At 67.8% G+C, this 24,485-nt stretch carries 19 protein-coding genes; 7 read left to right on the plus strand and 12 right to left on the minus strand.

Annotation, left to right across the window (positions count from 1 at the left end; all coding sequences use genetic code 11):
• On the minus strand, positions 1-1,384 hold a 1,384-nt coding region (locus tag FHD68_RS09600; protein WP_139085597.1), incomplete at its 3' end, for an inorganic phosphate transporter.
• Between the two features lie 187 nt (positions 1,385-1,571).
• Here FHD68_RS09600 and FHD68_RS09605 point away from each other — a divergent pair.
• Complete coding sequence (locus FHD68_RS09605; RefSeq protein WP_127898900.1) at positions 1,572-2,423, plus strand: sugar phosphate isomerase/epimerase family protein; 852 nt, start codon at positions 1,572-1,574, stop codon at positions 2,421-2,423.
• A 115-nt stretch (positions 2,424-2,538) separates the two neighbouring features.
• Here FHD68_RS09605 and FHD68_RS09610 read toward each other — a convergent pair whose 3' ends face one another.
• From FHD68_RS09610 to FHD68_RS09650, 9 genes are all read right to left on the minus strand, one after another.
• A complete protein-coding gene (locus FHD68_RS09610) occupies positions 2,539-3,297 on the minus strand; it encodes a 3-keto-disaccharide hydrolase (RefSeq protein WP_127898901.1) in 759 nt (252 codons plus the stop codon).
• Between the two features lie 56 nt (positions 3,298-3,353).
• Positions 3,354-3,998, minus strand: a complete 645-nt coding sequence (locus FHD68_RS09615; protein WP_127898902.1) for a gluconate 2-dehydrogenase subunit 3 family protein — start codon at positions 3,996-3,998, stop codon at positions 3,354-3,356.
• Positions 3,998-5,686, minus strand: coding sequence for a GMC oxidoreductase (locus FHD68_RS09620; RefSeq protein WP_127898903.1), 1,689 nt, complete (start codon positions 5,684-5,686; stop codon positions 3,998-4,000). Before FHD68_RS09620 ends, FHD68_RS09615 begins: the two co-directional genes overlap by 1 nt.
• A gap of 33 nt (positions 5,687-5,719) precedes the next feature.
• Positions 5,720-6,622 (minus strand): hydroxypyruvate isomerase family protein, encoded by a 903-nt coding sequence (locus tag FHD68_RS09625; protein WP_127898904.1) that lies wholly within the window; start codon positions 6,620-6,622, stop codon positions 5,720-5,722.
• Positions 6,623-6,756: 134 nt separating this feature from the next.
• Positions 6,757-7,692: an ABC transporter substrate-binding protein gene (locus FHD68_RS09630; protein ID WP_127898905.1), complete on the minus strand. Its 936-nt coding sequence runs from the start codon at positions 7,690-7,692 to the stop codon at positions 6,757-6,759.
• A 27-nt stretch (positions 7,693-7,719) separates the two neighbouring features.
• Complete coding sequence (locus FHD68_RS09635) at positions 7,720-8,715, minus strand: ABC transporter permease (protein WP_045983178.1); 996 nt, start codon at positions 8,713-8,715, stop codon at positions 7,720-7,722.
• Positions 8,712-10,229 carry a sugar ABC transporter ATP-binding protein gene (locus FHD68_RS09640; protein ID WP_127898906.1) on the minus strand — a complete coding sequence of 506 codons (1,518 nt, stop codon included), beginning with the start codon at positions 10,227-10,229 and terminating at the stop codon, positions 8,712-8,714. Before FHD68_RS09640 ends, FHD68_RS09635 begins: the two co-directional genes overlap by 4 nt.
• Positions 10,226-11,332 (minus strand): Gfo/Idh/MocA family protein, encoded by a 1,107-nt coding sequence (locus FHD68_RS09645; RefSeq protein WP_127898907.1) that lies wholly within the window; start codon positions 11,330-11,332, stop codon positions 10,226-10,228. Before FHD68_RS09645 ends, FHD68_RS09640 begins: the two co-directional genes overlap by 4 nt.
• Positions 11,329-12,381: a sugar phosphate isomerase/epimerase family protein gene (locus tag FHD68_RS09650; protein ID WP_127898908.1), complete on the minus strand. Its 1,053-nt coding sequence runs from the start codon at positions 12,379-12,381 to the stop codon at positions 11,329-11,331. Before FHD68_RS09650 ends, FHD68_RS09645 begins: the two co-directional genes overlap by 4 nt.
• 147 nt (positions 12,382-12,528) lie before the next feature.
• On the opposite strand from FHD68_RS09650, the gene FHD68_RS09655 reads away from it, so the two are divergent.
• The 3 genes from FHD68_RS09655 to FHD68_RS09665 all read left to right on the plus strand — a co-directional run bounded on the left by FHD68_RS09655 (position 12,529) and on the right by FHD68_RS09665 (position 17,561).
• Entirely contained in the window at positions 12,529-13,554 is a 1,026-nt protein-coding gene (locus tag FHD68_RS09655) for a LacI family DNA-binding transcriptional regulator (RefSeq protein ID WP_127898909.1), read from the plus strand.
• Positions 13,555-13,621: 67 nt separating this feature from the next.
• Entirely contained in the window at positions 13,622-14,167 is a 546-nt protein-coding gene (locus FHD68_RS09660) for a PAS domain-containing protein (RefSeq protein ID WP_167550386.1), read from the plus strand.
• Positions 14,160-17,561 (plus strand): chemotaxis protein CheB, encoded by a 3,402-nt coding sequence (locus FHD68_RS09665; RefSeq protein ID WP_127898911.1) that lies wholly within the window; start codon positions 14,160-14,162, stop codon positions 17,559-17,561. The genes FHD68_RS09660 and FHD68_RS09665 overlap by 8 nt, the downstream gene beginning before the upstream one ends.
• On the opposite strand, the gene FHD68_RS09670 is transcribed toward FHD68_RS09665, so the two are convergent.
• Positions 17,558-18,139: a TetR/AcrR family transcriptional regulator gene (locus FHD68_RS09670; protein ID WP_052714870.1), complete on the minus strand. Its 582-nt coding sequence runs from the start codon at positions 18,137-18,139 to the stop codon at positions 17,558-17,560. The two genes, FHD68_RS09665 and FHD68_RS09670, sit on opposite strands and share 4 nt — an antisense overlap.
• Before the next feature lie 111 nt (positions 18,140-18,250).
• Between FHD68_RS09670 and FHD68_RS09675 the strand changes: the two genes are divergently transcribed.
• From FHD68_RS09675 to FHD68_RS09685, 3 genes are read left to right on the plus strand one after another with little or no spacing between them, the layout of a single operon-like run.
• Positions 18,251-19,564, plus strand: a complete 1,314-nt coding sequence (locus tag FHD68_RS09675) for an efflux RND transporter periplasmic adaptor subunit (protein WP_127899404.1) — start codon at positions 18,251-18,253, stop codon at positions 19,562-19,564.
• Between the two features lie 6 nt (positions 19,565-19,570).
• A complete protein-coding gene (locus FHD68_RS09680; RefSeq protein WP_127898913.1) occupies positions 19,571-22,687 on the plus strand; it encodes an efflux RND transporter permease subunit in 3,117 nt (1,038 codons plus the stop codon).
• Positions 22,684-24,069, plus strand: a complete 1,386-nt coding sequence (locus tag FHD68_RS09685) for an efflux transporter outer membrane subunit (protein ID WP_045998781.1) — start codon at positions 22,684-22,686, stop codon at positions 24,067-24,069. The genes FHD68_RS09680 and FHD68_RS09685 overlap by 4 nt, the downstream gene beginning before the upstream one ends.
• On the opposite strand, the gene FHD68_RS09690 is transcribed toward FHD68_RS09685, so the two are convergent.
• Positions 24,066-24,485, minus strand: a 420-nt coding sequence (locus tag FHD68_RS09690) for an ethanolamine ammonia-lyase light chain EutC (protein WP_208863756.1), incomplete at its 5' end; no start/stop codon positions are given. The genes FHD68_RS09685 and FHD68_RS09690 overlap by 4 nt on opposite strands.

Consider the following 24,485-nt stretch of genomic DNA (forward strand, 5'->3'; position numbering starts at 1 on the left):
ACCGGCGCACCAGCTTGCGGCGGCGACGCTCCTCGGGGGCGGTGCGGGGGCGTTCGGGGGCCTGCCCCTGCACGGCGCGGGCGCGGCGGGCCGCGTCCCATTCGCGAAAAAAGCCCACCCCGAAGATCGCACCGACGGCGATGTGGGTCGAACTGACCGGCAGACCCAGCCAGCTGGCCAAAATCACCGTCAGCGCCGCCGACAGCGACACGCAATAGGCACGCATGGGGTTCAGCTTGGTGATCTGGCTGCCGACCATGCGGATCAGCTTGGGTCCGAACAGGAACAGACCGAAGGACAGGCCGAACGCCCCGATCAGCATCACCCAAAGCGGGATGGCCACGGCCTCTGCCGTGCCGCCCGATCCCAGGGCCTGCACGATGGCGGCCAGCGGCCCGACGGCATTGGCCACGTCATTGGCACCATGCGCAAAGGACAGCAGCGCGGCCGACACGACCAGCGGGATGCCGAACAGCACCTTGAGCGACTTGTTGCGGTTCTCCAGCCCGCGCGACTGGCGGCGGATCACCGGGATCATGACGACCCAGCAGACCAGGCCCAGCACCGCGCCGATCATCAGCGCCCCGGAGAAGGTCACGTCGACGATGCGGCTAAGACCCTTCAGCGCCAGATAGGCCGCGAACGCACCCGCCATGATGCCGATCAGGACCGGCACCCAGACGCGCGCGGCCGCGATCTTGTCGTCGCGATAGATGATGCGCGCCTTGATGAACCACAGGAAGGCCGCGGCGATCAGCCCGCCCAGCACCGGAGAGATCACCCAGCTGGCCGCGATGGTCGCCATCGTGGGCCAGTTGACCGCGCCGAACCCGGCCGCGGCGATGCCCGCGCCCATCACGCCGCCGACGATGGAATGGGTGGTGGAGACCGGCGCGCCGATCCAGGTCGCCAGGTTCACCCACAGCGCCGATGACAGCAGCGCCGCCATCATCGCCCAGACGAAGATGCCGTCGGTCCCGATCGTCTGCGGATCGATGATCCCGCGAGAGATGGTGCTGACCACGTCGCCGCCCGCGATCAGGGCGCCCGCGGTCTCGAACACGGCGGCGATGGCGATGGCGCCCCCCATGGTCAGCGCATTCGCGCCGACCGCCGGGCCCATGTTGTTGGCCACATCGTTGGCGCCGATGTTCAGCGCCATGTAGGCGCCGAAGATCGCCGCGACCACGACGATCAGCGTGTTGTCGGTCTGTCCGAAGGCGACCATCGCCCCCAGCCCGGCCAGCAGCACGAAGGCCAGCGCGACGCCCGGCGCGACCAGCGGGCGCGCGACATAGGCGGTAGCGTTTTCCAGCGCCGAGAACCGCCCCAGGTCGCGGTCCAGCGTATCGAGATGTCGGGCTTCCAGGTCGTTTTGGGCCATGATGTCCTCTGGTTGGCGCAGCGGGGGCCTAGGGCGAAACGGCGCTCAGCGCAAGCATTGCGGCGGTAGGGTGCCGATCCGGGCAGCAAAAAGCCGGGCCTGTGTGAATGTAATCCTTTTCAGACGGAATGAAACCCATTACATCTGTGGACAACCCCCGGAGGAGCGGGGACCAGAGGAGAAGATCATGACATTTGCAAGAACCGCCCTGATCGGTGGACTGGCCACGCTGGTGGCACCGATGGCGATGGCCCAGGATGCGGCCACGTCCGACCTGCCCATCGCGGTCCAGATGTATACGCTGCGCGACCACGGCACGCTGGATGAACAGCTGGCCGCTGTCCAGGCGGCGGGCGTGACCGCGGTGGAGACCGTCGGCATGCAGGACAGCACCGCCGAGGACCTGTCGGCCAAGCTGCAGGAGTACGGGATCGAGGCGATCTCGACCCATGCCCAGCTGGCCGATCTGCGCGCCGACGCGCAGGCGGTGATCGATTTCAACAAGGCGATCGGCAACGACGTCATCACCGTCCCCTATCTGGCCGAGGAGGACCGCCCTGCGGATGCCGCCGGCTGGACCGCCCTGGGCGAGGAGCTGGCCGCGCTCAGCGAGACGCTGGAGGCGGCGGACATGACGCTGGCCTATCACAACCACGATTTCGAGATGGTCGAGTTCGACGGCCGCACCGCGCTGGAGATCATGATGGAGGCCGCGGGCGAGGACGTCATGGCCGAGCTGGACCTGGCATGGGTCGCGCGCGGCGGGTTGGACCCGGTCGAGTATCTGGGCCGTTTCGACGACCGCGTCTTTGCGATCCACGCCAAGGACAACGCCCCCGAGGGCGAGGCCGAGGACGAGCGGGGCTTCAAGGCGCTTGGCAAAGGCACGCTGGACTGGGCCGCGATCCTGCCCGCCGCCGAGGAGGCCGGCGCGCAGTGGTACATCATCGAGCATGACCAGCCCCTGGATGCCGCCGAGGTCGTGATGACCGGCGCCACCTTCCTGACGGAAAACCTGCCGGACAGCGCCACGCGCTGAACCCTCCCTGCCGGACAGGTTGACTGGGGCCGCGACATCGTCGCGGCCCCTTTTTCCGTGTCGCGATGCCGGGTGGCGATGCCGGGGCCCGCCGCGGGGGGCGGACCCGGCCGGATCACATCGGGCGGACCCAGATGTTGCGGAAGCTGACATCCGCGTCATGGTCCTGCAGCTGGATCGGCGCGCAGTCATGCGCCTCGTAGGCCGGATAGCCGATCCATTCGGTCACACCCTGGATCTGGGCGTGGTTCTGCACCACAACGCCGTTATGCAGGACGGTGATATGGGCCGGACGGCGCAGCGCACCTTCGTCCGAAAAGATCGGCGCCTGGAAGATGATGTCGTAGGTCTGCCATTCTTCGGGTGCGCGCGAGGCGTTCACCAGCGGCAGGTGCTGCTTGTAGATCGACCCCGCCTGCCCGTTCGCATAGGTCGGGTTCTCGAAGCTGTCCAGAACCTGCACCTCATAGCGGCTCTGCAGGAAGATGCCGCTGTTGCCGCGGTCTTGGCTGTCATGCCCCTCGTTGTTCGGCGGAGAGCGCCATTCGACATGCAGCTGCACGTCGCAGAAGCTTTCCGTGGTGCGGATGTCACCCGATCCGCGCGCGACGCGCATCGCGCCATCCTCGACGACCCACTGGGCCGCGCCGCCGTTCACGGATTCCCACCCGTCCAGGTTCGTCCCGTCGAACAGCACGACCGCGTCCGACGGCGGCTCGCCCTCGGGGGTCTGGACCAGCCGCGGCTCGGGGCCCGCGATCTCGGTCACGCGGGACTGGGCCTGGCGTTCCTCGCGCGTCGGCTCGGGGGCGTCCTGGGCCAGGGCGGGGGCGGCCAACGCCAGCAGCGCGGCCATCGATGTCATCAGTTTCATGGCAATGTCCTTTGCGAAAGAATGCGGCCCCGGACATGCCGGGGCCGTTGGCGGGATCAGGTGGCCCAGGCCGGGCCGCCGTCGTACTCCAGATCGCCGATGTACTCGCCCGGCACCGGCTCATAGCGCAGCACCTGCGTCGCGCCGACCTCGGAGGTGAAGAACCCGAACAGCGTCAGCTGCTGGATCGGCGTGAACCAGTGCAGCGCCGGCAGGTCCGCCTCGGTCTGGGCCTGCGCGGTGGCGGCGGTGTCGGCCGACTGCTGCTGATCGCGGGCCTGGATGCGCATCTCCTCCTTGGCCTGGGCCACGACGGTGGCCTGGGCGCTGGCGGCGACCATGGCCTCCTGCAGCATCTGCTGGCGCTCCTCGGCGGTCAGATCCTCGAACGGCTTGCCGAATTGTGCCTGGGCCTCGGATTTCAGCGTGTCGATGCTGTCGCGGAACGCCGCCTGCTCCTCGGCGTCATAGCAGTCGCTGACGAACTGGGTCATGAAGGCGCCCACGCCCGCATCCTTGGCGCCCGGCGTGTCGGTGGCGGGAATGATCGTCTCGGCCACCTCGTCCAGGAAGGCCGCATCCTCGGGGGTGAAGAGGTTCTCTCCGGTCTCGGTCGGGACATAGGCCATCACCCGGCCCGCACCCAGCATGGCCGTCCCGGTGACGGCGGCGATCATCGTCAGAAGGTCGCGACGGTTCATCACAGATCTCCGTTCTTGAGGGCTTTGACGGCGTGATCCGCCGCACGCGCGGTCAGCGCCATGTAGGTCAGCGACGGGTTCACGCAGCTGGCCGAGGTCATGCAGGCCCCGTCCGTCACATAGACGTTCGGCGCATCCCAGACCTGGTTGTCGCCGTTCAGGACCGAGGTCCTCGGATCGCGGCCCATGCGTGCCGTGCCCATCTCGTGGATGCCCATGCCGGGGGCATAATCGCGGTCGACCGGCTTGACGTCCTTGACCCCGGCGGCCTCCAGGATGTCGACGGCGTCCTGCTTCATGTCCTCGCGCATGCGCATCTCATTCTCGCGCAGGTCGACGCTGACGGACAGGACCGGCAGGCCCCACTTGTCCGTCGTGCCCCGGTCAAGCGAGATGGCGTTGTCGTGATAGGGCAGCATCTCGCCAAAGCCGGTCATGCCGATGGTCCAGTTGCCCGGCGTCGACAGCGCCTGCTTCAGGTCCGCACCGATGTTCAGTTCGGCGATGTCGCGCTGCCATCCCTGGCGGCTGGCCGATCCCTGATAGCCGAAGCCGCGGGTATAGGGCCGCTCCTCGCCGTCGATGTTGCGGAAACGCGGGATGTAGAAGCCCGCCGGACGGCGCCCGAAGTAGTACTTGTCATCGAACCCCTCGACCCGGCCCTCGGCGCCGACGCGGAAATGGTGGTCCATGACGTTGTGGCCCAGCTCGCCCGATGACGAGCCCAGGCCGCCTTCCCAGACATCGGTCGCCGAGTTCATCAGCACCCAGGTCGAATTGAAGCTGGAGGCGTTCAGGAACACCACGTCTGCGGTGTATTCATAGGTCATGTTCGTCTCGGCATCGATGATCTCGACCCCGGTCGCGCGCTTGCGGTCCTTGTCGTAGAGGACCTCCTTGACGATCGAGAACGGCCGCAGCGTCAGGTTGCCCGTGGCCATCGCGGCGGGCAGCGTCGCGGACTGGGTGCTGAAATAGGCGCCATAGGGGCAGCCCAGCCAGCACTTGTTGCGATACTGACAGGCGACGCGGTTCTGGTCGGGCAGTGCCTCGGTGATGTTGGCCACGCGGCTGTTGATCAGGTACCGCTTGCCGCCAAACGCGTTGCGCAGGCGTGCGGCCACGTCCTTTTCGACGATGTTCAGCGGGATGGGCGGCAGGAACTGCCCGTCGGGCAGGATGTCCAGCCCCTCGTTCGTCCCCGAGATGCCGGCAAAGCGTTCGGCATGGTCGTACCAGGGCGCGATGTCGGCATAGCGGATCGGCCAGTCGGTCGCGATCCCCTCGCGTTCGTTGGCGGTGAAGTCGGTGTCCGAGAAGCGATAGGACTGGCGACCCCACATCAGGCTACGCCCGCCGACGTGATAGCCCCGGAACCAGTCAAAGCGCTTGGCCTCGACATAGGGATTCTCCTGCTCGTTGGCCCACATGCCGAAGGTCTGCTCGTTCAGGGGATAGTCGCGCGACAGGACGGGATAGTTGTCCTTCATCTCCATGGTCGCGGTGCCGCGGTGGGGATAGTCCCAGGCCTCCTTGTCCGCGTTCACATAGTCGGTCAGATGCTCGATGTTACGGCCACGCTCCAGCATCAGGACCTTCAGGCCCTTCTCCGTCAGCTCCTTGGCGGCCCACCCGCCGCTGATGCCCGATCCGACGACGATCGCGTCGTAATGCATGTTGTCTGCCATCTGGCGTTCCTTTCTAGAAATTGCTTGAGGCGTTCAGACGTCGCAGGTCAGCACCGCGTCGCGCAGCGATGCGGCGGCGGCCTGCGGGGCGGGGTCGCGCGGGATGAATTCCTGCGCCACCCAACCCTGATAGCCCGTGTCCCGGATCGCCCTGCAGATCGCGGGATAGTTCAGTTCCTGACTGTCGTCGGGGTCGTTGCGGCCGGGATTGCCGGCGGTGTGGTAATGCCCGAACCAGCGATGGTCGCGCATGATGGTGCGGATCACGTCGCCCTCCATGATCTGCATGTGGTAGATGTCATAGAGCAGCTTGAACTGCGGGCTTTGCAGCCGTTCGCACAGCGCCACACCCCATGCGCTGTGGTCGCACATGTAATCGGGATGATTGACGCGGCTGTTCAGCAGCTCCATCTGCAGCACGACCCCGGCATCGCGAGCGGCGGGCAGGATGCGCGACAGGCCCTCGGCGCAATGGCGCAGGCCGTCTTCGTCGGACATGCCCCGGCGGTTGCCGCTGAAGCAGATCAGGTTCACATGCCCCGCCTCCGCGACCAGCGGGATGTGACGCAGATAACGTTCGGTCAGTTCGTCGTGGTTGGCAGGGTCCGCCCAGCCATCCTCCAAGCTGATCTCGGCGCCGTTGCACATCGAACTGGCCAGCCCGTGTTCGGCCAGCACCGGCCAGTCGTCCGGACCGCACAGGTCGATCGCGCCCAGGCCGGTCTGGCGGGCCAGCTGGCACAGGTCGGCCAGCGGCAGGTCGCCAAAGGTCCAGCGCGCCACGGAATGGTTGATGTTGCCCTGCAGCCCCGCAGGCTGCGCATCCTGGGCCATCAGGGGCACCGCCCCCAGCCCCGCCCCAAGCGCCGCAAGGCCGCTGGCGCCGTGAAACAGTCCGCGCCGGGTCATACTCGCGCGGTCCGACAGATCGGTCATGGTTATCCTCCCTTTGATGCAGGCCCCGGTCACGCCCTCGGGCGAAATATGAAACCGTTTACATTTCGGGGCGGAACGACCCCCTCCTCCGGGGTCGGAATGCGGCGCGGGTCACATCCCGCGCCGCGTCGTCGTCAGTACGGGCTGTCTTCGAAATAGAAGCTCTCGGCGTTCTCCGGGGTGATCAGCTGGGAGGCGATGATGAATTCGCCCGACATGGGTGCACCGGAGGTCAGGCCCAAAGCGGTCATCTCGATCGCGGTCGAGATCATCGCCGGCGGATAGGTCACGTTCACCGGAACCGTCGGATCGCCGTCCTGGATGCGCTGGACCATCTCCTTCATCCCGGCGCCGCCGACGACGAACATCTCCTCGGTGCGGCCGGCCTGGTCGATGGCCGCCAGCGCGCCAACGGCCATGTCGTCATCCGCCGCCCAGACCGCATCGATCTCGGGGAAGCGCGACAGCCAGTCCTGCATCAGGTTGAAGGCCGTGTCGCGGTTCCAATTGCCGTGATCCATGGCCAGCACCTCGATGCCCGACCCTTCCAGCGCAGCCTCGAAACCCGCCACGCGCTCGTTGTCGACGGTGGAGGCGATGCCGCGCATCACGACGACCTTGGCGCCCTCGTCCAGGGTATCGGCGAAATAGGTTCCTGCGGTGCGGCCAAAGCTGTCGTTGTCACCCGCGACATACAGGTTCTCGATGCCCTCCTGGGCCAGGCCGCGGTCGACGACGGTGACCCAGACGCCGCTGTCGGCGATGCGCTGGATCGGGCCGGTCAGGGGCTCGGATTCGAAGGGCAGGACGACCAGCGCGTCGATGCCGCGGGTGGCAACCATGTCCTCAAGGTCCGACACCTGCTGCCCGGGATCGGAGGTCGTGGTCAGCACGAATTCCAGATCGGGGTTCGCCTCGGACAGCCGCGCGACGGTGCGTTCGGCGTGAAAGTTCAGCGCCCCCGCCCAGCCATGCGTCGCCGCCGGGATCGAGATGCCGATGGTTTCCGACAGCGCCGGGACAGCGGTCAGGCTCATCAGGGCGGTCGTGGCAATCAGGGTCTTTCTCATGGTGGTTACTCCTCCCACAGGTGAAAATCAGCGTGCGGCGCCAGTATTGCGCTGCAGCACGACGGCAAGGATGATGACGACGCCCTGGATGGCACCGTTCAGATAGGGGCTGACGAAGTCTGTCAGGTTCAGCAGGTTGCCGATCAGCGACAGGATCAGGACCCCCACGACCGTGCCCCAGACCCGGCCGAAGCCGCCCTTCAGCAGGGTGCCGCCGATGATCACCGCGGCGATCGCCTCCAGCTCCCACAACAGGCCCGTGGTGGCGGATGCCGATCCAAGGCGCGGCACGTACATCACGACCGCGATGCCGACCAGCGTGCCCAGCAGGACATAGGTCATTAACCGCACCCGCAGCACCGCGACCGAGGAATAGCGCGCGACCTTCTCGTTCGAACCGATGGCGGCGCAGTGGCGGCCGAAGGCGGTGTGGCGCATGGTGATCTCTCCCAGGATCGCCAGCACGGCAAAAACGATGATGGGCCAGCTGATCCCCAGGATGCCGTCGTAATAGACGGGCCGGTACAGCTCGCGCATCTCATAGCCCAGCGAAAGCGTGCCGCCGTCGGCCAGCCAGGTCACTAGGCTGCGATAGATGCCCATCGTGCCCAAGGTCAGGATGAACGCCTCGATGCCGGCGCGGGTGATCAGGATGCCGTTGATGAAGCCCGCAGCCAGTCCCGTGAACAGCGCCAGCGCAATGCCGATCAGGATGACGGGCAGCCCGCCGCCCATGCTTTCGGTCAGCATGTTCATCACCAAGATCATCAGCCCTGCGACAAAGGCCGCCATCGACCCGACGGACAGGTCCAGCCCGCCCGCGGTGATGACGAAGGTCATGCCGATGGCGATGATGCCGATGAAGGCCGATCGCGCCAGCACGTTCGTGATGTTGGCAAAGCTGAGGAAGTTCGGGTTCAGCGCCATGCCGATCAGCACCAGCACGATCAGCGCCACGATGGGCGCGACGACGGCCAGATTGACCCTGGGACGCCGGGTCGGGGCGGTGGTTGCCATACTCATGCGGCGCTGTCCTTTTCATGTCCGCCCTGGGAATGGTCCATCCCCATGGCCAGACGCACGATATTGCCCTCGGTCACGGCCGCGTCGGCCAGTTCGCCCACGATGCGACCAGCGTGCATGACGACCACGCGGCTGGCCAGACCGATCAGTTCGGGCATTTCCGAGGAGATGACGATGATGCTGCGGCCTTCGGCGGCCAACCGTGCGATCAGGGTATAGATCTGCTGCTTGGTGCCGATGTCGATGCCGCGGGTGGGTTCGTCGATGATGACCACCTGGGGGTCCGACAGCAGGGTCTTGGCCAACAGCAGCTTCTGCTGGTTCCCGCCCGACAGATCGCCCACCGCCATGCCGCGTTCGGGCGCGCGGATCGCGAAGTCGCCGATGGCCGTGTCCAGCGCGGCCTCCTCGCGCTTGCGGTCGATCAGGGGGCTGCCGAACCGGTCCAGCTGGCCCAGGGTCAGGTTCTCGCGAAGCGTCTTGTCCAGCAACAGACCCGCGCCCTTGCGGTCCTCGGTCAGATAGACCAGCCCGGCCCGCATCGCCTGCGCGACGTGGTTGGCGGGCAGGTCCTGCCCCTTCAGGCGCACGGTGCCACTGCGCGGGCGCAGGCCCGCGATGGCCTCGGCCAGTTCGGTGCGCCCCGATCCGACCAGGCCGCCGATGCCCAGCACCTCGCCCCGGTGCAGCACCAGGGACGCGTCATGGACCACACCGGGCACGCTGACGCCCTGCGCCTCCAGGATCGGCTCGGCCCCGTGGGCGGCCTTGGGCGGGAACAGGTCCGACAGCTCGCGCCCGACCATCGCGGTGGCCATGTCGTCTTCGGTGACGTCGGCGGTCAGGTCCGACCGCACCATCGTGCCGTCGCGCAGGACGGTCACGCGGTCGGCGATGCGCTTGACCTCACCAAGCTTGTGCGAGGTGTACAGGATCGCCACCCCTTCCGCCCGCAGGCGGTCAATCTGGGCGAACAGCACCTCGGTCTCGCGTTCGGTCAGCACGGCGGTCGGTTCGTCCATGATCAAGACGCGCGCCTTGCGCGACAGGGCCTTGGCGATCTCGACCATCTGCTTGTCGGGGACCGAGATGCGGTTGACCGGCGTGCCCGGATCGACCCGGCACTGCAGCTGACCCAGCAGATCGGCCGTCTGCGCCCGCATCGCCTTGTGATCCAGCAGCAGCCCGCGCCGCAGTTCGCGGCCCAGAAAGACGTTCTGGTCGACCGACAGGTGTTCGGCCAGGTTGAACTCCTGATGGATCATGATGATGCCCAGATCCTCGGCCTCGTCCGACCCGGCAAAGGTGATGGGCTTGCCCTGCCACGTCACCTGCCCGCCCGTGGGGTCCAGGTATCCGGCCAGGATCTTCATCGTCGTGGACTTGCCTGCGCCGTTCTCGCCGATCAGGGCGTGGACCTCTCCGGGATGCAGGGCGAAATCGACGCCGTGCAGGATCTCGATGGGACCAAAGGACTTGGTGACGCCGTTCAGCGCCAGGATGGGATCGGTCATGGCGTCACCTGGACCCAGGCCGCATCCGCCGCGTTCGACCGGATGCAGGCGTCGATGAACTGCAACCCCTCCAGCCCGTCGCGAATGCCGGGAAGGGTGTCGGGCATGGTGCCGCTGCGGATCGCCTGCGCGGCTTCGGCGTAAAGGTTCGCGAACCCCTCCAGGTATCCTTCCGGATGACCGGGGGGCACGCGGCTGCCGTCCTGGGTGCTGCCCGGCCCGGCGCGGCGCAAGATCTGCGCCGGCTTGCCGAAGGGGGTGTATCTCAGCGTCTCGGGCATGTCGTGCTGCCATTCCAGGCCGCCCTTGTCGCCATAGACCCGCAGCCGCAGGCCGTTCTCCGTTCCCGGCGCCACCTGCGAGGCCCACAGCATCCCCTTGGCCCCCGACGCATAGCGCAGCAGGATATGCGCGTTGTCGTCCAGCCTGCGGCCGGGGACAAAGCTGGTCAGGTCTGCGGCCAGCCGGTTGGGCAATTCGCCAGTAACGAACCGCGCCAACTGGAACGCGTGCGTGCCGATGTCGCCGATCGCGCCGCCGGCACCCGCGCGTTCCGGGTCGCCGCGCCATGCGGCCTGCTTGCTGTCCGTGTCCTGGGTCAGCCAATCCTGGGCGTATTCGACCTGGACCAGCCGCAGAGCGCCCAGATCGCCGCGCGCGATCATTGCCCGGGCCTGCCGGATCTGGGGATAGGCGGAATAGTTGTGCGTCAGGATGAACAGCGCATCGGACCGCCCGGCCAGGTCGGCCAAGGCCTGCGCCTGGTCCAGCGTCGCGGTCATCGGCTTGTCGCAGATGACATGGATGCCCTGTTCCAGAAAGGCGCGCGACACGGGTTCATGCAGGTGGTTCGGGGTGCAGACCGACACGGCCTCGATCCCGTCGGAACGGGCAGCCTCGTCACGCGCCATCTGGCGGAAATCGCCATAGCTGCGGGTGATGCCCAAGGCACGCGCACTCTCGGCCGCGCGCGTCTCGTCCGAGGACAGCGCGCCGGCGATCAGGTCGAACCGGCCATCCAGCCGCGCGGCGATGCGATGGACGTTGCCGATCATCGCCCCCTCGCCGCCCCCGACCATGCCCAGACGGATCGGGCGGTTCATCGGGACAGCCCCAGCATGCGGCGGTTGGCTTCCATGTCGGCACCCCCATCGGCGAAATCGTCAAAAGCGCGGTCGGTCACGCGGATGATGTGGTCGCGCACGAAGGCCGCCCCTTCGCGGGCACCGTCCTCGGGGTGCTTGATCGCGCATTCCCATTCGACCACGGCCCAGCCGTCGAACCCCATCACCGCCAGCTTGGAAAAGATCGCGCCGAAATCGACCTGACCGTCGCCCAGGCTGCGGAAACGGCCGGCGCGCTGCGCCCAGGGCTGAAAGCCGCCATAGACGCCCTGCCGACCAGTCGGGTTGAATTCGGCGTCCTTGACATGGACCATGCCGATCCGGTCGGCATAGATGTCCAGGTTCTCAAGATAATCAAGCTGCTGCAGCAGGTAGTGCGACGGATCATACAGCATCTTGGCCCGCGGATGCTGGTCCAGACGGTCCAGGAACATCTCGAAGCTGACGCCGTCGTGCAGGTCTTCTCCGGGATGGATCTCGAAGCAGATGTCGACACCGCGGCTGTCGGCATGGTCCAGGATCGGACGCCAGCGGGCGGCCAGTTCATCGAATGCCGCCTCGACCAGGCCCGCGGGGCGCTGCGGCCAAGGATAGAAGTACGGCCAGGCCAGCGCGCCCGAGAACGCCGCCATCCGGTCAAGGCCAAGGTTGGCCGACGCATCGATGGTCTTGCGCATCTGGTCCACCGCCCACGCTTGACGGGCCGTCGGATTGCCCCGCAGCGTGGCCGGCGCGAACCCGTCGAACGCCTCGTCAAAGGCCGGATGGACGGCGACCAGCTGACCCTGGATATGGGCCGACAGTTCGGTGATGGCCAAACCGTTGGCCTGCCCCTTCAGATCGTCGCAATACGTGGTCGAGATCGCGGCCAGATCCAGGTCGATCAGTGCCTCCGCCCCCGACGGCACCTGCACGCCCAGATAGTCGCAATCGGCAGCCCATGCCGTGATCGCGCCAAAGCTGTCGAACGGTGCCTGCGGGCCCACGAATTGGGCCAGGAAAAGGCCGGGGCCCTTGATCGTCTTCATACATCCTCCCGGAACTTCCCCTCCGAAGTTCCCCTTGCCCGATTCCGCGTCATGTAATCGGTTTCATCTGACGTTCTCACAGGATGAAAAGGTTTACAACATCAATTTTTCCGCTAAGCCTGATGCTGTCCCGAACAAAGGTTTCTTGTGTCAGATCAATCGCGTCCACCCCGAATCCATGATGTCGCCAAGCTGGCGGGGGTGTCCGTGGCGACGGTCAGCCGGGCCATCTCGAACCCGTCGATCGTGTCGGAAACCACGCGCAAGGCAGTCGAGGCGGCGATCGCGCAGACCGGCTACACGCTGAACTTCACCGCCCGAAACCTGCGTCAGCAGCAGGTGGGCGGCGTGCTGGCGCTGGTGCCGAACCTGGCCAATCCGTTCTTCTCGCAGATCCTGTCGGGCATCTCCGAGGTGCTGCGCCGCCACAACCTCAGCCTTTTGGTGATGGACACGACCGCCGTGCCTGACCAGCCGGCGATGAAGGTGCTGGGCCCCTATCTGACGCGGTCGCGCTCGGACGGGGTGATCGTGCTGGACGGGCAGATGGAGGCGGGCCTGTTCGCCCGTCCCGGCTGTCCGCCCCTGGTGCAGGCCTGCGAATGGATCGACGGCCTGTCCGCCCCCCGCGTGCTGGCCGACAATGTCGAAGGGGGCCGCCTTGCCGCGCGGCATCTGACCGACCTGGGGCACCGCCGCATCCTGCACCTGACCGGGCCGCAGGGCAGTTCGCTGACCCTGTCGCGCCGCCAGGGCTTCCTGCAGGGGCTGGCGCAGGCGGGCCTGCCCGATCCCGGCCCCCAGGACAGCATCACCGGCGATTTCACCGCCCGGTTCGGCCAGCAGATGGCCGCGCAGGTGCTGGCCATGCCCGACCGTCCCACCGCGGTCTTCTGCGACAACGACGAGATGGCGATCGGCCTGATGCACGGGCTGATCGTGGCCGGGCTGCGGGTGCCGCAGGACATCTCGGTCATGGGGTTCGACAACATCGAGATGGCGGCCTACAGCAGCCCCGGCCTGACCACGATCCGCCAGCACCGCGCCCGCCTTGGCCGGCGCGCCGCCGAAGTCCTGCTGGCCCGCATGCAGGGCCAGCAGGTCACCGACAGCATCACTCTGGGCGTCGATCTGGTGGTCCGTGCCAGCACCGGACAGGCGGCAAAAACGTGACTTGTTCCAGGGGGCGGGGATTAATATTGTACGGTTGAACGTCGGGGACATGGCCCGCCGCAACAGGATGACGATGCTCGACCCCACGCTGCCCGAAGCCCTGCGCGCCCAGATCGCGCGGTCGCGGATCGCCATTTCCCTGGCGGCGGCGATGCCCGACATGCCGCTGTGCATGGTCAACGACGCCTTCTGCCGGCTGACCGGCTTTGACGCCGATGACAGCTTGGGCCGCAACTGCCGCTTTCTGCAATCCTCCGCAACGCCGCGGGACCAGATCGGCGCGATGTCGCGGTTCCTGGCCGACGATGCACAGGACGACGGGCGGTTCCCGGTTATGAACCGCACCCGCGACGGGCGGTCGTTCATGAACCTGGTGTTCATGTCCAAGCTGCGCGGCGGCGACGGCACGCTGCGTTTCGTGATCGGGTCGCAGTTCGACGTGACCGCATCGGACGCGGCAGGAACGATCGCGCGCGATGATGTGGCACTTAGCCGCAACATGGCGGACTTGCGCCGGGCCGCGGGACAGTTCGGACTGATCATGTCGGATTCCACGGGGCTGATCGCCCGTTCGATCAGCACGCTTGCAAGGATCACGTTGCGCGATGAATGACGCCTCGCCCCCACGCGCCACCACGCGTCCGCCCTTCGCCGTCGTCGGCATCGGCGCCTCGGCCGGGGGGCTCGAGGCGTTGCACGACCTGCTGCGTGATGTGCGGCGCGAGGACCCGGCTGCCTATGTCGTCATCCAGCACCTGGACCCGACGCATGACAGCGTTCTGGCCGAACTGCTGGACCGGCGCACCGCGCTCAGCGTGCAGCAGGCGACCGACGGCACGGTGCTGCAGCCGGGTCATGTCTATACCATCCCCCCCGGCGCGCGGATGCTGATCAGCGACGGACGCCTGCACCTGACCGATTTCGACCAGCCGCGCGGGCTGCGCCGCCCGATCGACGACTTCTTCGAAAGCCTGGCGCATGACCGCGGCCCGGCCGCTGCCTGCGTGATCCTGTCGGGCACGGGGGCGGACGGCACGTTGGGGCTGCGCGCGGTCAAGGAACATGGCGGCATCTGCGTCATCCAGGAACCGCGTACCGCCCGGTATGACGGAATGCCCCTCTCGGCGCAGTCGACCGGGCTGGTGGACTATGTTCTGCCGCCGGAACGGATCGTGCCCGCCATCCTGCAGTTCTTCGATTCCAGCGAAACGCAGCAGGCCGACGACGCGATGCTGGCCGATGCGCGGCTGATCTGCCAACACCTGCTGGACCGGTGCGGGCACGATTTCTCGGGCTACAAGATGACGACGCTGGTGCGGCGCATCCGCCGACGGCTGCAGGTCCTCAACATTGACGGTACGCGCGACTATCTGCGCCACCTGCAGCGCCATCCCGACGAATGCGAGGCGCTGCTGAACGAGTTCCTGATCAACGTGACGCGGTTCTTCCGCGACCCCGAGATGTTCCAGGCCCTGCGCGAACAGGCGATCCGCCCGATGGTCGCGGCCGCCGACGGAGAGGAGCTGCGCGTCTGGGTCGCCGGCTGCTCATCCGGCGAGGAGGCCTATTCCGTCGCGATGCTGATCGATACGGAAATGCGCGCCGCCGGATTGCGGCCCCGCTTCACCGTGTTCGCCAGCGACATCGACAAGAAGATGATCGAGATCGCCCGCGCCGGCACCTATCCGATCAGCGCCTTGGCCGACATCCCCGAGGAGATGCGCGCGGCCTATACCACACATCGCGACGCGCTGATGCAGATCACGCCGCAGCTGCGCGACCGGGTGCGTTTCTCGCTGCATTCGGTGCTGCGCGATCCGCCCTTTGCGCGGGTCGACCTGATCTCCTGCCGCAACCTGCTGATCTATCTGGACGAAGATCTGCAGTCTCAGGTGCTGCCGCTGTTCCACTATGCCCTGCGCCCCGGCGGCTACCTGTTCCTTGGCCCGTCCGAAGGGGTGCGTCGCGAATCCATGCACTTCACCGAGCTGGACCGCCCCGCGCGGCTGTTCCAGCGTGACGCGACGCCCGCGCGCCTGCCGCTGGACATGCCGTTCCTGCGGTCCGAGGGCGACCGCCCCGCCCCCGCCACCCGCAGCCGCAAGGCCGAGGACGGTGCGGCCCGCGACGGGGCCCTTGCCGCACAGCGCCGGGTGCTGGACCGGTTTGCGCCGGCCTCGCTGCAGGTGTCCCCTGCGGGAGAGGTCCTGTGGACGGCGGGCAGGCTGGGCCGTTTCCTGGCCGTCGATCCGACCGCCAGAAAGCCGATCCTGGCACCGCAGATCGTGCATCCGGGCCTCAAGGAGGCAGTGACCGCCGCGCTGGACCAGGTGGCCGGAACGGGCCGCGCGGCGATCCTGCGCAACCTGCTGGCGCGGTCCGACCTGGGGGCGCAGCCGGTGACCCTGTTCGCGGAACCCCTGCCCGACCGCAGCGTCCTGCTGGTATTTCACGACGCGGGCGTACAGGCCCTGCCCGACACGCTGGACGAGACGGATGAGCTGAGCGTCACCGAATCCCGGTCGGACCTGCTGGAGGAGCAGCTGCGCCTGACGCGGATCGAGCTGCACGGCGCCGTCCAGGAGCTTGAGACCGCGAACGAGGAGCTGAAGAGCTCGAACGAAGAAATGATGTCGATGAACGAGGAGCTTCAGTCCACGAACGAGGAGCTGAGCACCGTCAACGACGAGCTGAAGTCCAAGATCGACGACCTGACGGCCGCCAACAGCGACCTGCAGAACTTCTTTTCCGCGACCAAGATCCCGTTGCTGGTTGTCGACCGCGACGTGCGGGTGCGCAACTTTACCGCCGCGGCGCTGCAGATCTTTCCGCTGCGTCGGTCCGATCACGGCCGCCCCCTGGCCGACGTGTCCAACGTCTTTGCCAGCGACGTCCTGCTGTCGATGGCGGCCGAGGTGGCCCGCCAGGGCGAGGCGCAGGGTACCGAGCTGGTCGAGGCCGGCGGCACCCGCGTCTGGCGCGTCGATGCCAAGCCCTATCGCGGCCCCGAGGGGCATCTGGACGGCGCCATGCTGGTCTTCGAGGACGTCACCGCGCTGCGCGACCTGCGCGTCGAGGTCGAGCGGCAGGAGGAGCGGCTGAACGCGGTGCGGTCCATGGCGCGGATCGCGGTCTGGCATTACGACGCCGCATCGCGGATGCTGACCATCGACGACAGCTCGGACCTGCTGGGCCTGGGCCAGACGGCGCAGCTGCCGCTGTCGGCCTTCGCGGCCCTGATCGCGCCCGCCGACCGTGACGGGCTGCTGGCCGACCTGCAGGCCTGCGCCGCGGGCACGGCCTTTCGGCGCGTGGTGTCGCCTTCGTCCGACGCACGCTCCGCCGTGCGGTTGGAGACGGCGGCCGCGCGGTTCGGGACCGACGACGGCGATTGCCGCGTGCTGGGGGTCATGCTGGACGTGACCGCCGCGCAATCGGCCGCCACGCTGCGCGAAGCGGTGATTTCCGAGATGGACCACCGGGTCAAGAACCTGTTCACCCAGATCTCGGCGATGCTGCGGATGGCAGCCCGCGAGACCGACGACGCCCAGACCGTGGTCGAGGAGGTCTCTGCCCGGATCAATGCGCTGGCCAGCTCTCATGGACTGACCACGGCGCGGGGCACCAAATCGCAGCTGCCTCTGGCCGATCTGATCGCGACCACGCTGGCGCCCTATGACGGTGCGCGGATCGACAGCGGCGGTGACGACCTGACCATCCCGGCCCGCCTGGTGGTCCCGATGTCGCTGATCCTGCACGAACTGGCCACGAACGCGTTCAAGTACGGCGTCCTGGGGCCGGTCGACGGTGCGCTGCAGATCACGTGGCGGCGCGATGGCGACGGGGCGGTGCTGGACTGGACCGAACGCTATGACGCGCCGCGGGCGCAGGACGAACCCGATGCGGGCTTCGGCTCGATCCTGCTGGAGGGGGCGACATCGCAGATCGACGGCACGTTGCAGGTGACGCTGGACGCGGACAGCCGCCGCACCCGCCTGACCTTCTAGGTCAGCAGCGCGCCGACCTGCCGCATCTGCTGGCGCAGCATGTCGGGAATGTCGGATTCGGTCATCGTCTCGTCCCCCGCCCAGGTGCGCACGGCATGCGACAGCGCGTGGGTCGCCAGTTCGGCGATCAGCATCGCCTCGGCCTGGCGGTCGGGGCCCAGGCGGGCGTGCAGCAGCCCGCCGATCGTCAGGGCGATGTTGTCCATCGAATTGCGGAACACGGCCATCAGCTCGGGGGTGGTGTCCCAGACCTGTTCGATCATGCGGACGACCTGGCGGTCCAGGTCCTTCAGTTCCAGCATCCGTCCCAGCAACAGCGCCAGATCGTCGATCAGTGCCCCCTTGGACGTCACGATCCAATCGGCCGTGCAGGGTTCCAGCTGCGGCGGCATGCCCAGGACCGCGGCCTGCTTGTTGGCGTAATAGTTGAAGAAGGTGCGCGGACTGATCCCTGCCTCGGCGGCAATGGAATCGGTGGTGACCGCCGCATAGCCCGACCGGATGCTCAACCGCAGCGCGGCCAGCTGGATCTCTCGGGCGGTCTGCTGACGGCGGCGGTCGCGCAGGTTGCTGGTCATTTTCGGGGCAGTCTCCTCGTGCAGTCGAAGCAAACATTGCATAGTCCGCAAAAACATGCAATCAGCGCGCAACAGTGACGCCCCGTCGGGTGCTTATCCAGGACAAAGATGATGCCGAAACACAGCCTTGCGACCGGCGCCGCCATGGTCGCCGCGATTCTGTCCACCTCCGCGGCATGGGCACAGGCGCCCGAAGGGATGCCGCCCAAGCAGGTGGGCGTCATGCAGGTGGCGGTTCAGGACGTTCCGCGAATCGTGACCCTGCCCGGTCGCGCGGTCGCGGTGTCGGAGACCGCCATCCGCCCCCGCGTCGGCGGCATCGTGACCGAGATCCTGTACGATCCCGGCGCCGCGATCGAGGCGGGCACCCCGATGTTCCGCATCGAGGACACCACCTATCAGGCGAACCTGGCCAGTGCCGAGGCGCAGGTCGCCTCTGCCCGCGCGCAGGTGACGCAGTCGCAGTCGTCGTTTGACCGTACCCAGCAGCTGCTGGGGTCTGGGACGACCCAGGCCCAGGTCGAACAGGCCCAGGCCGCGCTGGACCAGGCGAACGCCGCGCTGCAATCGGCCGAGGCCGACCTGACGCTGGCACAGGCCGAACTGGGCTGGACCACGGTCACCAGCCCTCTGTCGGGCATCGCCAGCGTGTCGGCGGCATCGGTGGGCGATCTGGTGACCGCCGGACAGGCGGACGCCATGGCCACCGTCACCCAGCTGGACCCGATCGAGGTCGACATGTACGAACCCTCGTCGCGCTTCCTCAGCGTGCTGGACGACATCAACGACGGCAACCTGCGCCTGAACGACGAACTGGCCGCGACCCTGACGCTGGAGAACGGCCGCGAATACCAGGCGGTTGGCCAGCTGGTCGCGCCCGGCGTGACCGTGTCGACCTCGACCGGGTCGATCGACACGCGGTTCCGGTTCGACAATCCCGACAACCTGCTGCTGCCGGGCATGTTCCTGCGCGGGCAGGTCGATCTGGGCGTGACCTCGGCGATCCTGGTGTCGCAGTCGTCGGCCACGCGTGACAAGGTCGGCACCCTGACGGCCTGGGTCGTCGAGGATGGCAAGGTCAGCCAGCGCCAGCTGACCGAGGACGGCACCTACAAGCACCAGTGGATCGTCACCGACGGCATCGAGGATGGCGAGACCCTGGTCGTCGACGGTCTGACAGGGCTGGCCGAGGGCATGGAGGTCGTCACCGTCCCCGTGACCATCGACGAAACCGGCGTCGTGCGCGAACAGGCCCCCGCCCAAGGCGCCCCCGCCGATGCAGCCCCCACGGATGCAGCGCCCACGGATGCGGCCTCCGCCGACACGGCCCCCGACGCAGCCGCGGCCGACGCGGGAACCGACACCGGCCCCGCCGACGCAGCCCCCGCGGAGGCGGATGCCGCCCCCGCCGGCGCGACGGAGTAATCGCGCATGGCACGTTTCTTCATTCACCGGCCCGTCTTTGCATGGGTGATCGCCCTGATCACCATGCTGGTCGGCGCGCTTGGCCTGAACAGCCTGGCCATCGAACAGTATCCCCAGATCGCACCCACGACGGTGCAGGTCCGGGCCACCTATAACGGCGCCTCGGCCGAGATCGTCGAATCCTCGGTCACCACGGTGATCGAGGACGCGATGACCGGCATCGACGGCCTGACCTACATGACGTCGAATTCGACGCCGGGGTCGGCATCGGTCGCGCTGACCTTCGACGACACCGTCGACCCCGAGATCGCCCAGGTCCAGGTGCAGAACAAGCTGCAGCTGGTCACGTCGCAGCTGCCCGACGTGGTGCAGCAGCAGGGCGTGCAGGTCGAACGCTCGACCAGCTCGATCCTGCTGGTGGCGGCGCTGACGGCGGAAGAGGGCACCTATACCACCGTCCAGCTGGGCGACCTGATCTCGCAGTTCATCGAGGATCCGGTCAAGCGCACGCCGGGCGTCGGGTCGATCAACACCTTCGGCTCGGGCTATGCGATGCGGGTCTGGATGGACCCGATGAAGATGGTCCAGTACAGCGTCACGCCCGCCGACGTCACCGCGGCCGTGGCCGCGCAGAACACCAACGTCACCGTGGGCGACCTGGGCGCGCAGCCCGCCGCCGAGGGCCAGCGGCTGACCGTGTCGGTCACCGCGCAGTCGCAGCTGTCGACGGTCGAGGAGTTCGAGAGCATCCTGCTGCGCGTCGATCCCGACGGATCGACGGTCTTTCTGGGCGACGTCGCCCGGATCGAGATCGGTCAGGAAAGCTATGGCGGCAGCTCGCGCTACAACGGTAACCCGGCCGCGGCCGTCGCCGTGAACCTGGCCACCGGCGCGAACGCCGTGTCGACCGCCGCCGCCGTGCGCGACACCATCGACGGCCTTGCCGACGCCCTGCCCGCCGGAGTCGAGATCACCTATCCCTATGACACCTCCCCGTTCGTGGAAAAGTCGATCAGCCAGGTTTACAAGACCCTGGCCGAGGCCGTGCTGCTGGTGTTCCTGGTGATCCTGGTCTTCCTGCAAAGCTGGCGGGCGACGATCATCCCGGTGGTGGCGATCCCCGTCGTGCTGCTGGGCACCTTCGCCGTGCTGGCGGTGGCGGGCTTCTCGATCAACACGTTGACGATGTTCGCGCTGGTGCTGGCCATCGGCCTTCTGGTCGACGACGCCATCGTGGTCGTGGAGAACGTCGAGCGGGTGATGGAGGAAGAGGGCCTGGGCCCCGTCGAGGCCACCGAAAAGAGCATGGACGAGATCACCTCGGCGCTGGTCGGCATCGTGCTGGTCCTGTCGGCGGTGTTCCTGCCGATGGCGTTCCAGACCGGCGCCACCGGGGTCATCTATCGCCAGTTCTCGATCACCATCATCACCGCGATGATCCTGTCGCTGGGCGTGGCCGTGATCCTGACCCCCGCCATGTGCGCAAGCCTGCTCAAGGCGCGCAAGCATGGCCAGGGCGGCATCGCCCCCGCCCGCTGGTTCAACCGCAACCTGGACCGGACCACGACCGGCTATGTCGGCATCGTCACGCGGCTGGTGAAGCGCCCGCTGCGGATGCTGATCGTCCTGGTCGCGATCGGGTTCGGCGTGATGACGCTGTTCGACCGCCTGCCCGGATCGTTCCTGCCCGACGAGGATCAGGGCGTCGCCCTGGCCATCATCCAGGGCCCGGACGGATCGACCACCCAGCAGACGCAGGCCCTGGTCGAAAAGGTCGAGCAGTACCTGCTGACCCAGGAAACCGATACGGTGGAATCGGTCTTTGCCGCGCTTGGCTTCAGCTTCGGCGGGACCGGGCAAAGCAACGCGCTGGTCTTCATCAAGCTGCGCGACTATGCCGAACGCGACGGGTTCGACATCGCGTCGCTGGTGAACCGGGCGAACGGCTATTTCTTCACCACCAACCGCCAGGGCCAGATCTTTGCCCTGCAGCCGCCCGCGATCCAGGGCCTGGGCACGTCCTCCGGCTTTACCATGTACCTGGTGGACCAGACGGGTCAGGGCCAGGACGCACTGGCCGCCGCCGCCAACCAGCTTGTCGCGGATGCGCAGGCCGGTGGCCAGGTCACCAACCTGCGCGGCAACGAGACCGCCAACACCCAGACCGCCCTGCGCCTGGACATCGATCAGCAGAAGGCCGCGGCCTTTGGCCTGAACATCGGTGACGTGAACGCGATGCTGTCTGTGATCTTTGCCGGGCGCGACGTGAACGACTTTGCGCTTGGCAACGACCTGCGGCCCGTGGTGGTCCAGGGCGAGGCCGCAAGCCGCAGCCAGCCCGAGGACATCGAACGCTGGTATGCCCGCAACAGCCAGGGGGAAATGGTGTCCTTCGGCGCCTTCGCCGATCAAAGCTGGCAGCAGGAACCGCAATCGCTGGCGCGTTTCGGCGGCACGCGGGCGCTGGAGCTCAGCGGAGCGGCCGTTCCCGGCCTGTCCTCGGGCGAGGCGATGGACGTGATGGAACAGATGGTGGCGGACATGGACGGCGGCTATGGCACCGCATGGACCGGGCTGTCGTTCCAGGAACGGCTGTCGGGCAACCAGGCGCCACTTCTGTTCGCGCTGTCGGCGCTGGTCGTGTTCCTGTCGCTGGCCGCGCTGTACGAAAGCTGGTCGGTGCCGCTGGCGGTCATGCTGACCGTTCCGGTGGGCATCCTGGGCGCCCTGGCGGCCGCGCTGTTCTTCGGACAGTCGAACGACGTGTACTTCAAGGTGGGTCTGCTGACGACCATCGGGCTTGCCGCCCGAAACGCCATCCTGATCGTCGAATTCGCCGAGGCGCAGGTCAAGGAGGGCAAGACCGTGGTCGAGGCCGCCCTGATCGCATCGCGCCAGCGTCTGCGCCCGATCCTGATGACCACGTTCGCGTTCATGCTGGGCGTGCTGCCGCTGGCCATCGCGTCGGGCGCCGGTGCGGGGGCGCAGAACTCGATCGGCATCGGCGTTCTGGGCGGCATGGCTTCCTCTGCCGTCATCGGGATCTTCCTGGTGCCGGTCTTCTATGTGGCCGTGCTCAAGATCCGGTCGCTGCTGTCGCGCAAGAAGGAAAAGACCTCGTGACGTTTCCCCGTATGACCCGCGCGACACTGTCGCTGACGGCGCTGTTGATGATCTCCGCCTGCGCGGCGGTGGGGCCCGACCCCACCGCCCTGCCCGACACCCGCGTCCAGGGCGCCTTCGCCGAAGGCGGCGGCGGCCCCGTGGGCCAGGTCGGCACCACGGCCTTCTGGTCGGGCTATCAGGACCGCACCCTGTCGCGGCTGATCGCGGACGGGCTGGACACCAGCCTGGACATCATCACCGCCAACGAACGCATCCGTGCCGCGGCGGCCGACCTACAGGCCACCCAGCCCCTAGCGGCCCAGATCAGCGGAGAGCCCGCATCGGCCAGCCGCGTGCGGTCGGGCGGCGACGGTCAGGCGACCGGCTATACCAGCAGCGCCAACCTGTCGGCGGGCTTCGTGTTCGACCTGTTCGGGGGCGCGCGCCGTGCCCGCGAAGGGGCCGCTGCGGGCGTCGCATCGGCCGAGGCGCAGGCCCAGGTCACCCGGCTGGCATGGCTGGCCGAGGTCATCAGCGCCTATTCCGACGCGCGCTACAACCAGCAGGCGCTGGCTCTGACCCGCGACACGATCGAGGCGCGCCAGGCCACCCTGAGCGTCACCCGCGACAGCCAGGCCCTGGGCCTTGCCACCGATTTCGACATCGCCCAGACCGAGGCACTGCTGCAGACCGCGCAGGCCGACCTTCCCGCCTTCGAGGCACAGTTCAACGCGCAGGTCTATCGCCTGTCGACGCTGCTGAACCAGCAGGCCGGGCCGCTGATGTCGCAGATGCAGGGCGGATCGGGCGCGCTGCGCATCCCGCCCGGCCCCGGCACCGGGGTCCCGGCCGAACTGCTGCGCAACCGTCCAGACGTGCGCGCGGCCCAGCAGGATCTGGTGCAGGCGCTGGCGGCAGTGGGGGTCGCGACGGCGGACATGCTGCCCTCGCTGTCGCTGACGGGCACGGTCAGCGACACGGGCGGGGCGACGGGCTGGGGCTTTGGCCCGCGCATCAGCCTGCCGGTGGCCAATCAGGGCATCCTGGGCGCGACCCGCACCCGCCGCGTGTCCGAGGCGCGCCAAGCCGATCTGGCATGGCGCAGCCAGGTCGCGGCCTCGGTCGAGGATGTGCAGACCAGCCAGTCGAACCTGCGCCGCCTGCGCCAGCGCGTCGATGCGCTGGACCGCGCGGCGGCCAGCTATGACCGGGCCTATGCCCTGGCGCGCACGAACTTCGAGGCGGGCGCCCTGCCGCTGGTCGATCTGCTGGACGCCGACCGCCAGCGTGCGGCGGCACGCCTGCAGGCCGCATCGGCCCGCAACGACGCCGCCAAGGAGTGGGCCGCGCTGCAGATCGCGACCGGTGCCGGTGCCGCCGTGGCGCGGATCGCCGACTAAGCCCGTGGCGGCAGCAGGGCGCTGCCGCCGCTTTCGTCTTTCAGCGCGATGCCCGTCGCGCCGATCCGACGCCCCTGCATCACCAGCCAGGCCAGCCGTTCGGCGGCGGCCTGATGGGACAGCCCCCCGTTCGGATGAATGTTCGACACGCAGTTGCGCGCGTTGTCGCGCAGCCCGATCCGAGGCGCATGGGTCAGATAGGCGCCAAGGCTGTCGGCCACCGACAGTCCAGGCCGTTCGCCGATCAGCATCAGCACCATGCCCGCCCGCGTGGCCGCCCCGATCGCATCGCCCAAGGCCACCCGCGCGCCCTGCGCCAGAATCACCGGACGCCCCGCCAGTTCCGGCAGGCAGGCGAGCAGCGCGCGCACCACGCCCGCGGCCTGCGCCATGACCGCGGGCGCGGACAGCCCGTC

The organism is Paracoccus marcusii (genome assembly GCF_006151785.1).
Classification (GTDB): Bacteria; Pseudomonadota; Alphaproteobacteria; order Rhodobacterales; family Rhodobacteraceae; genus Paracoccus; species Paracoccus marcusii.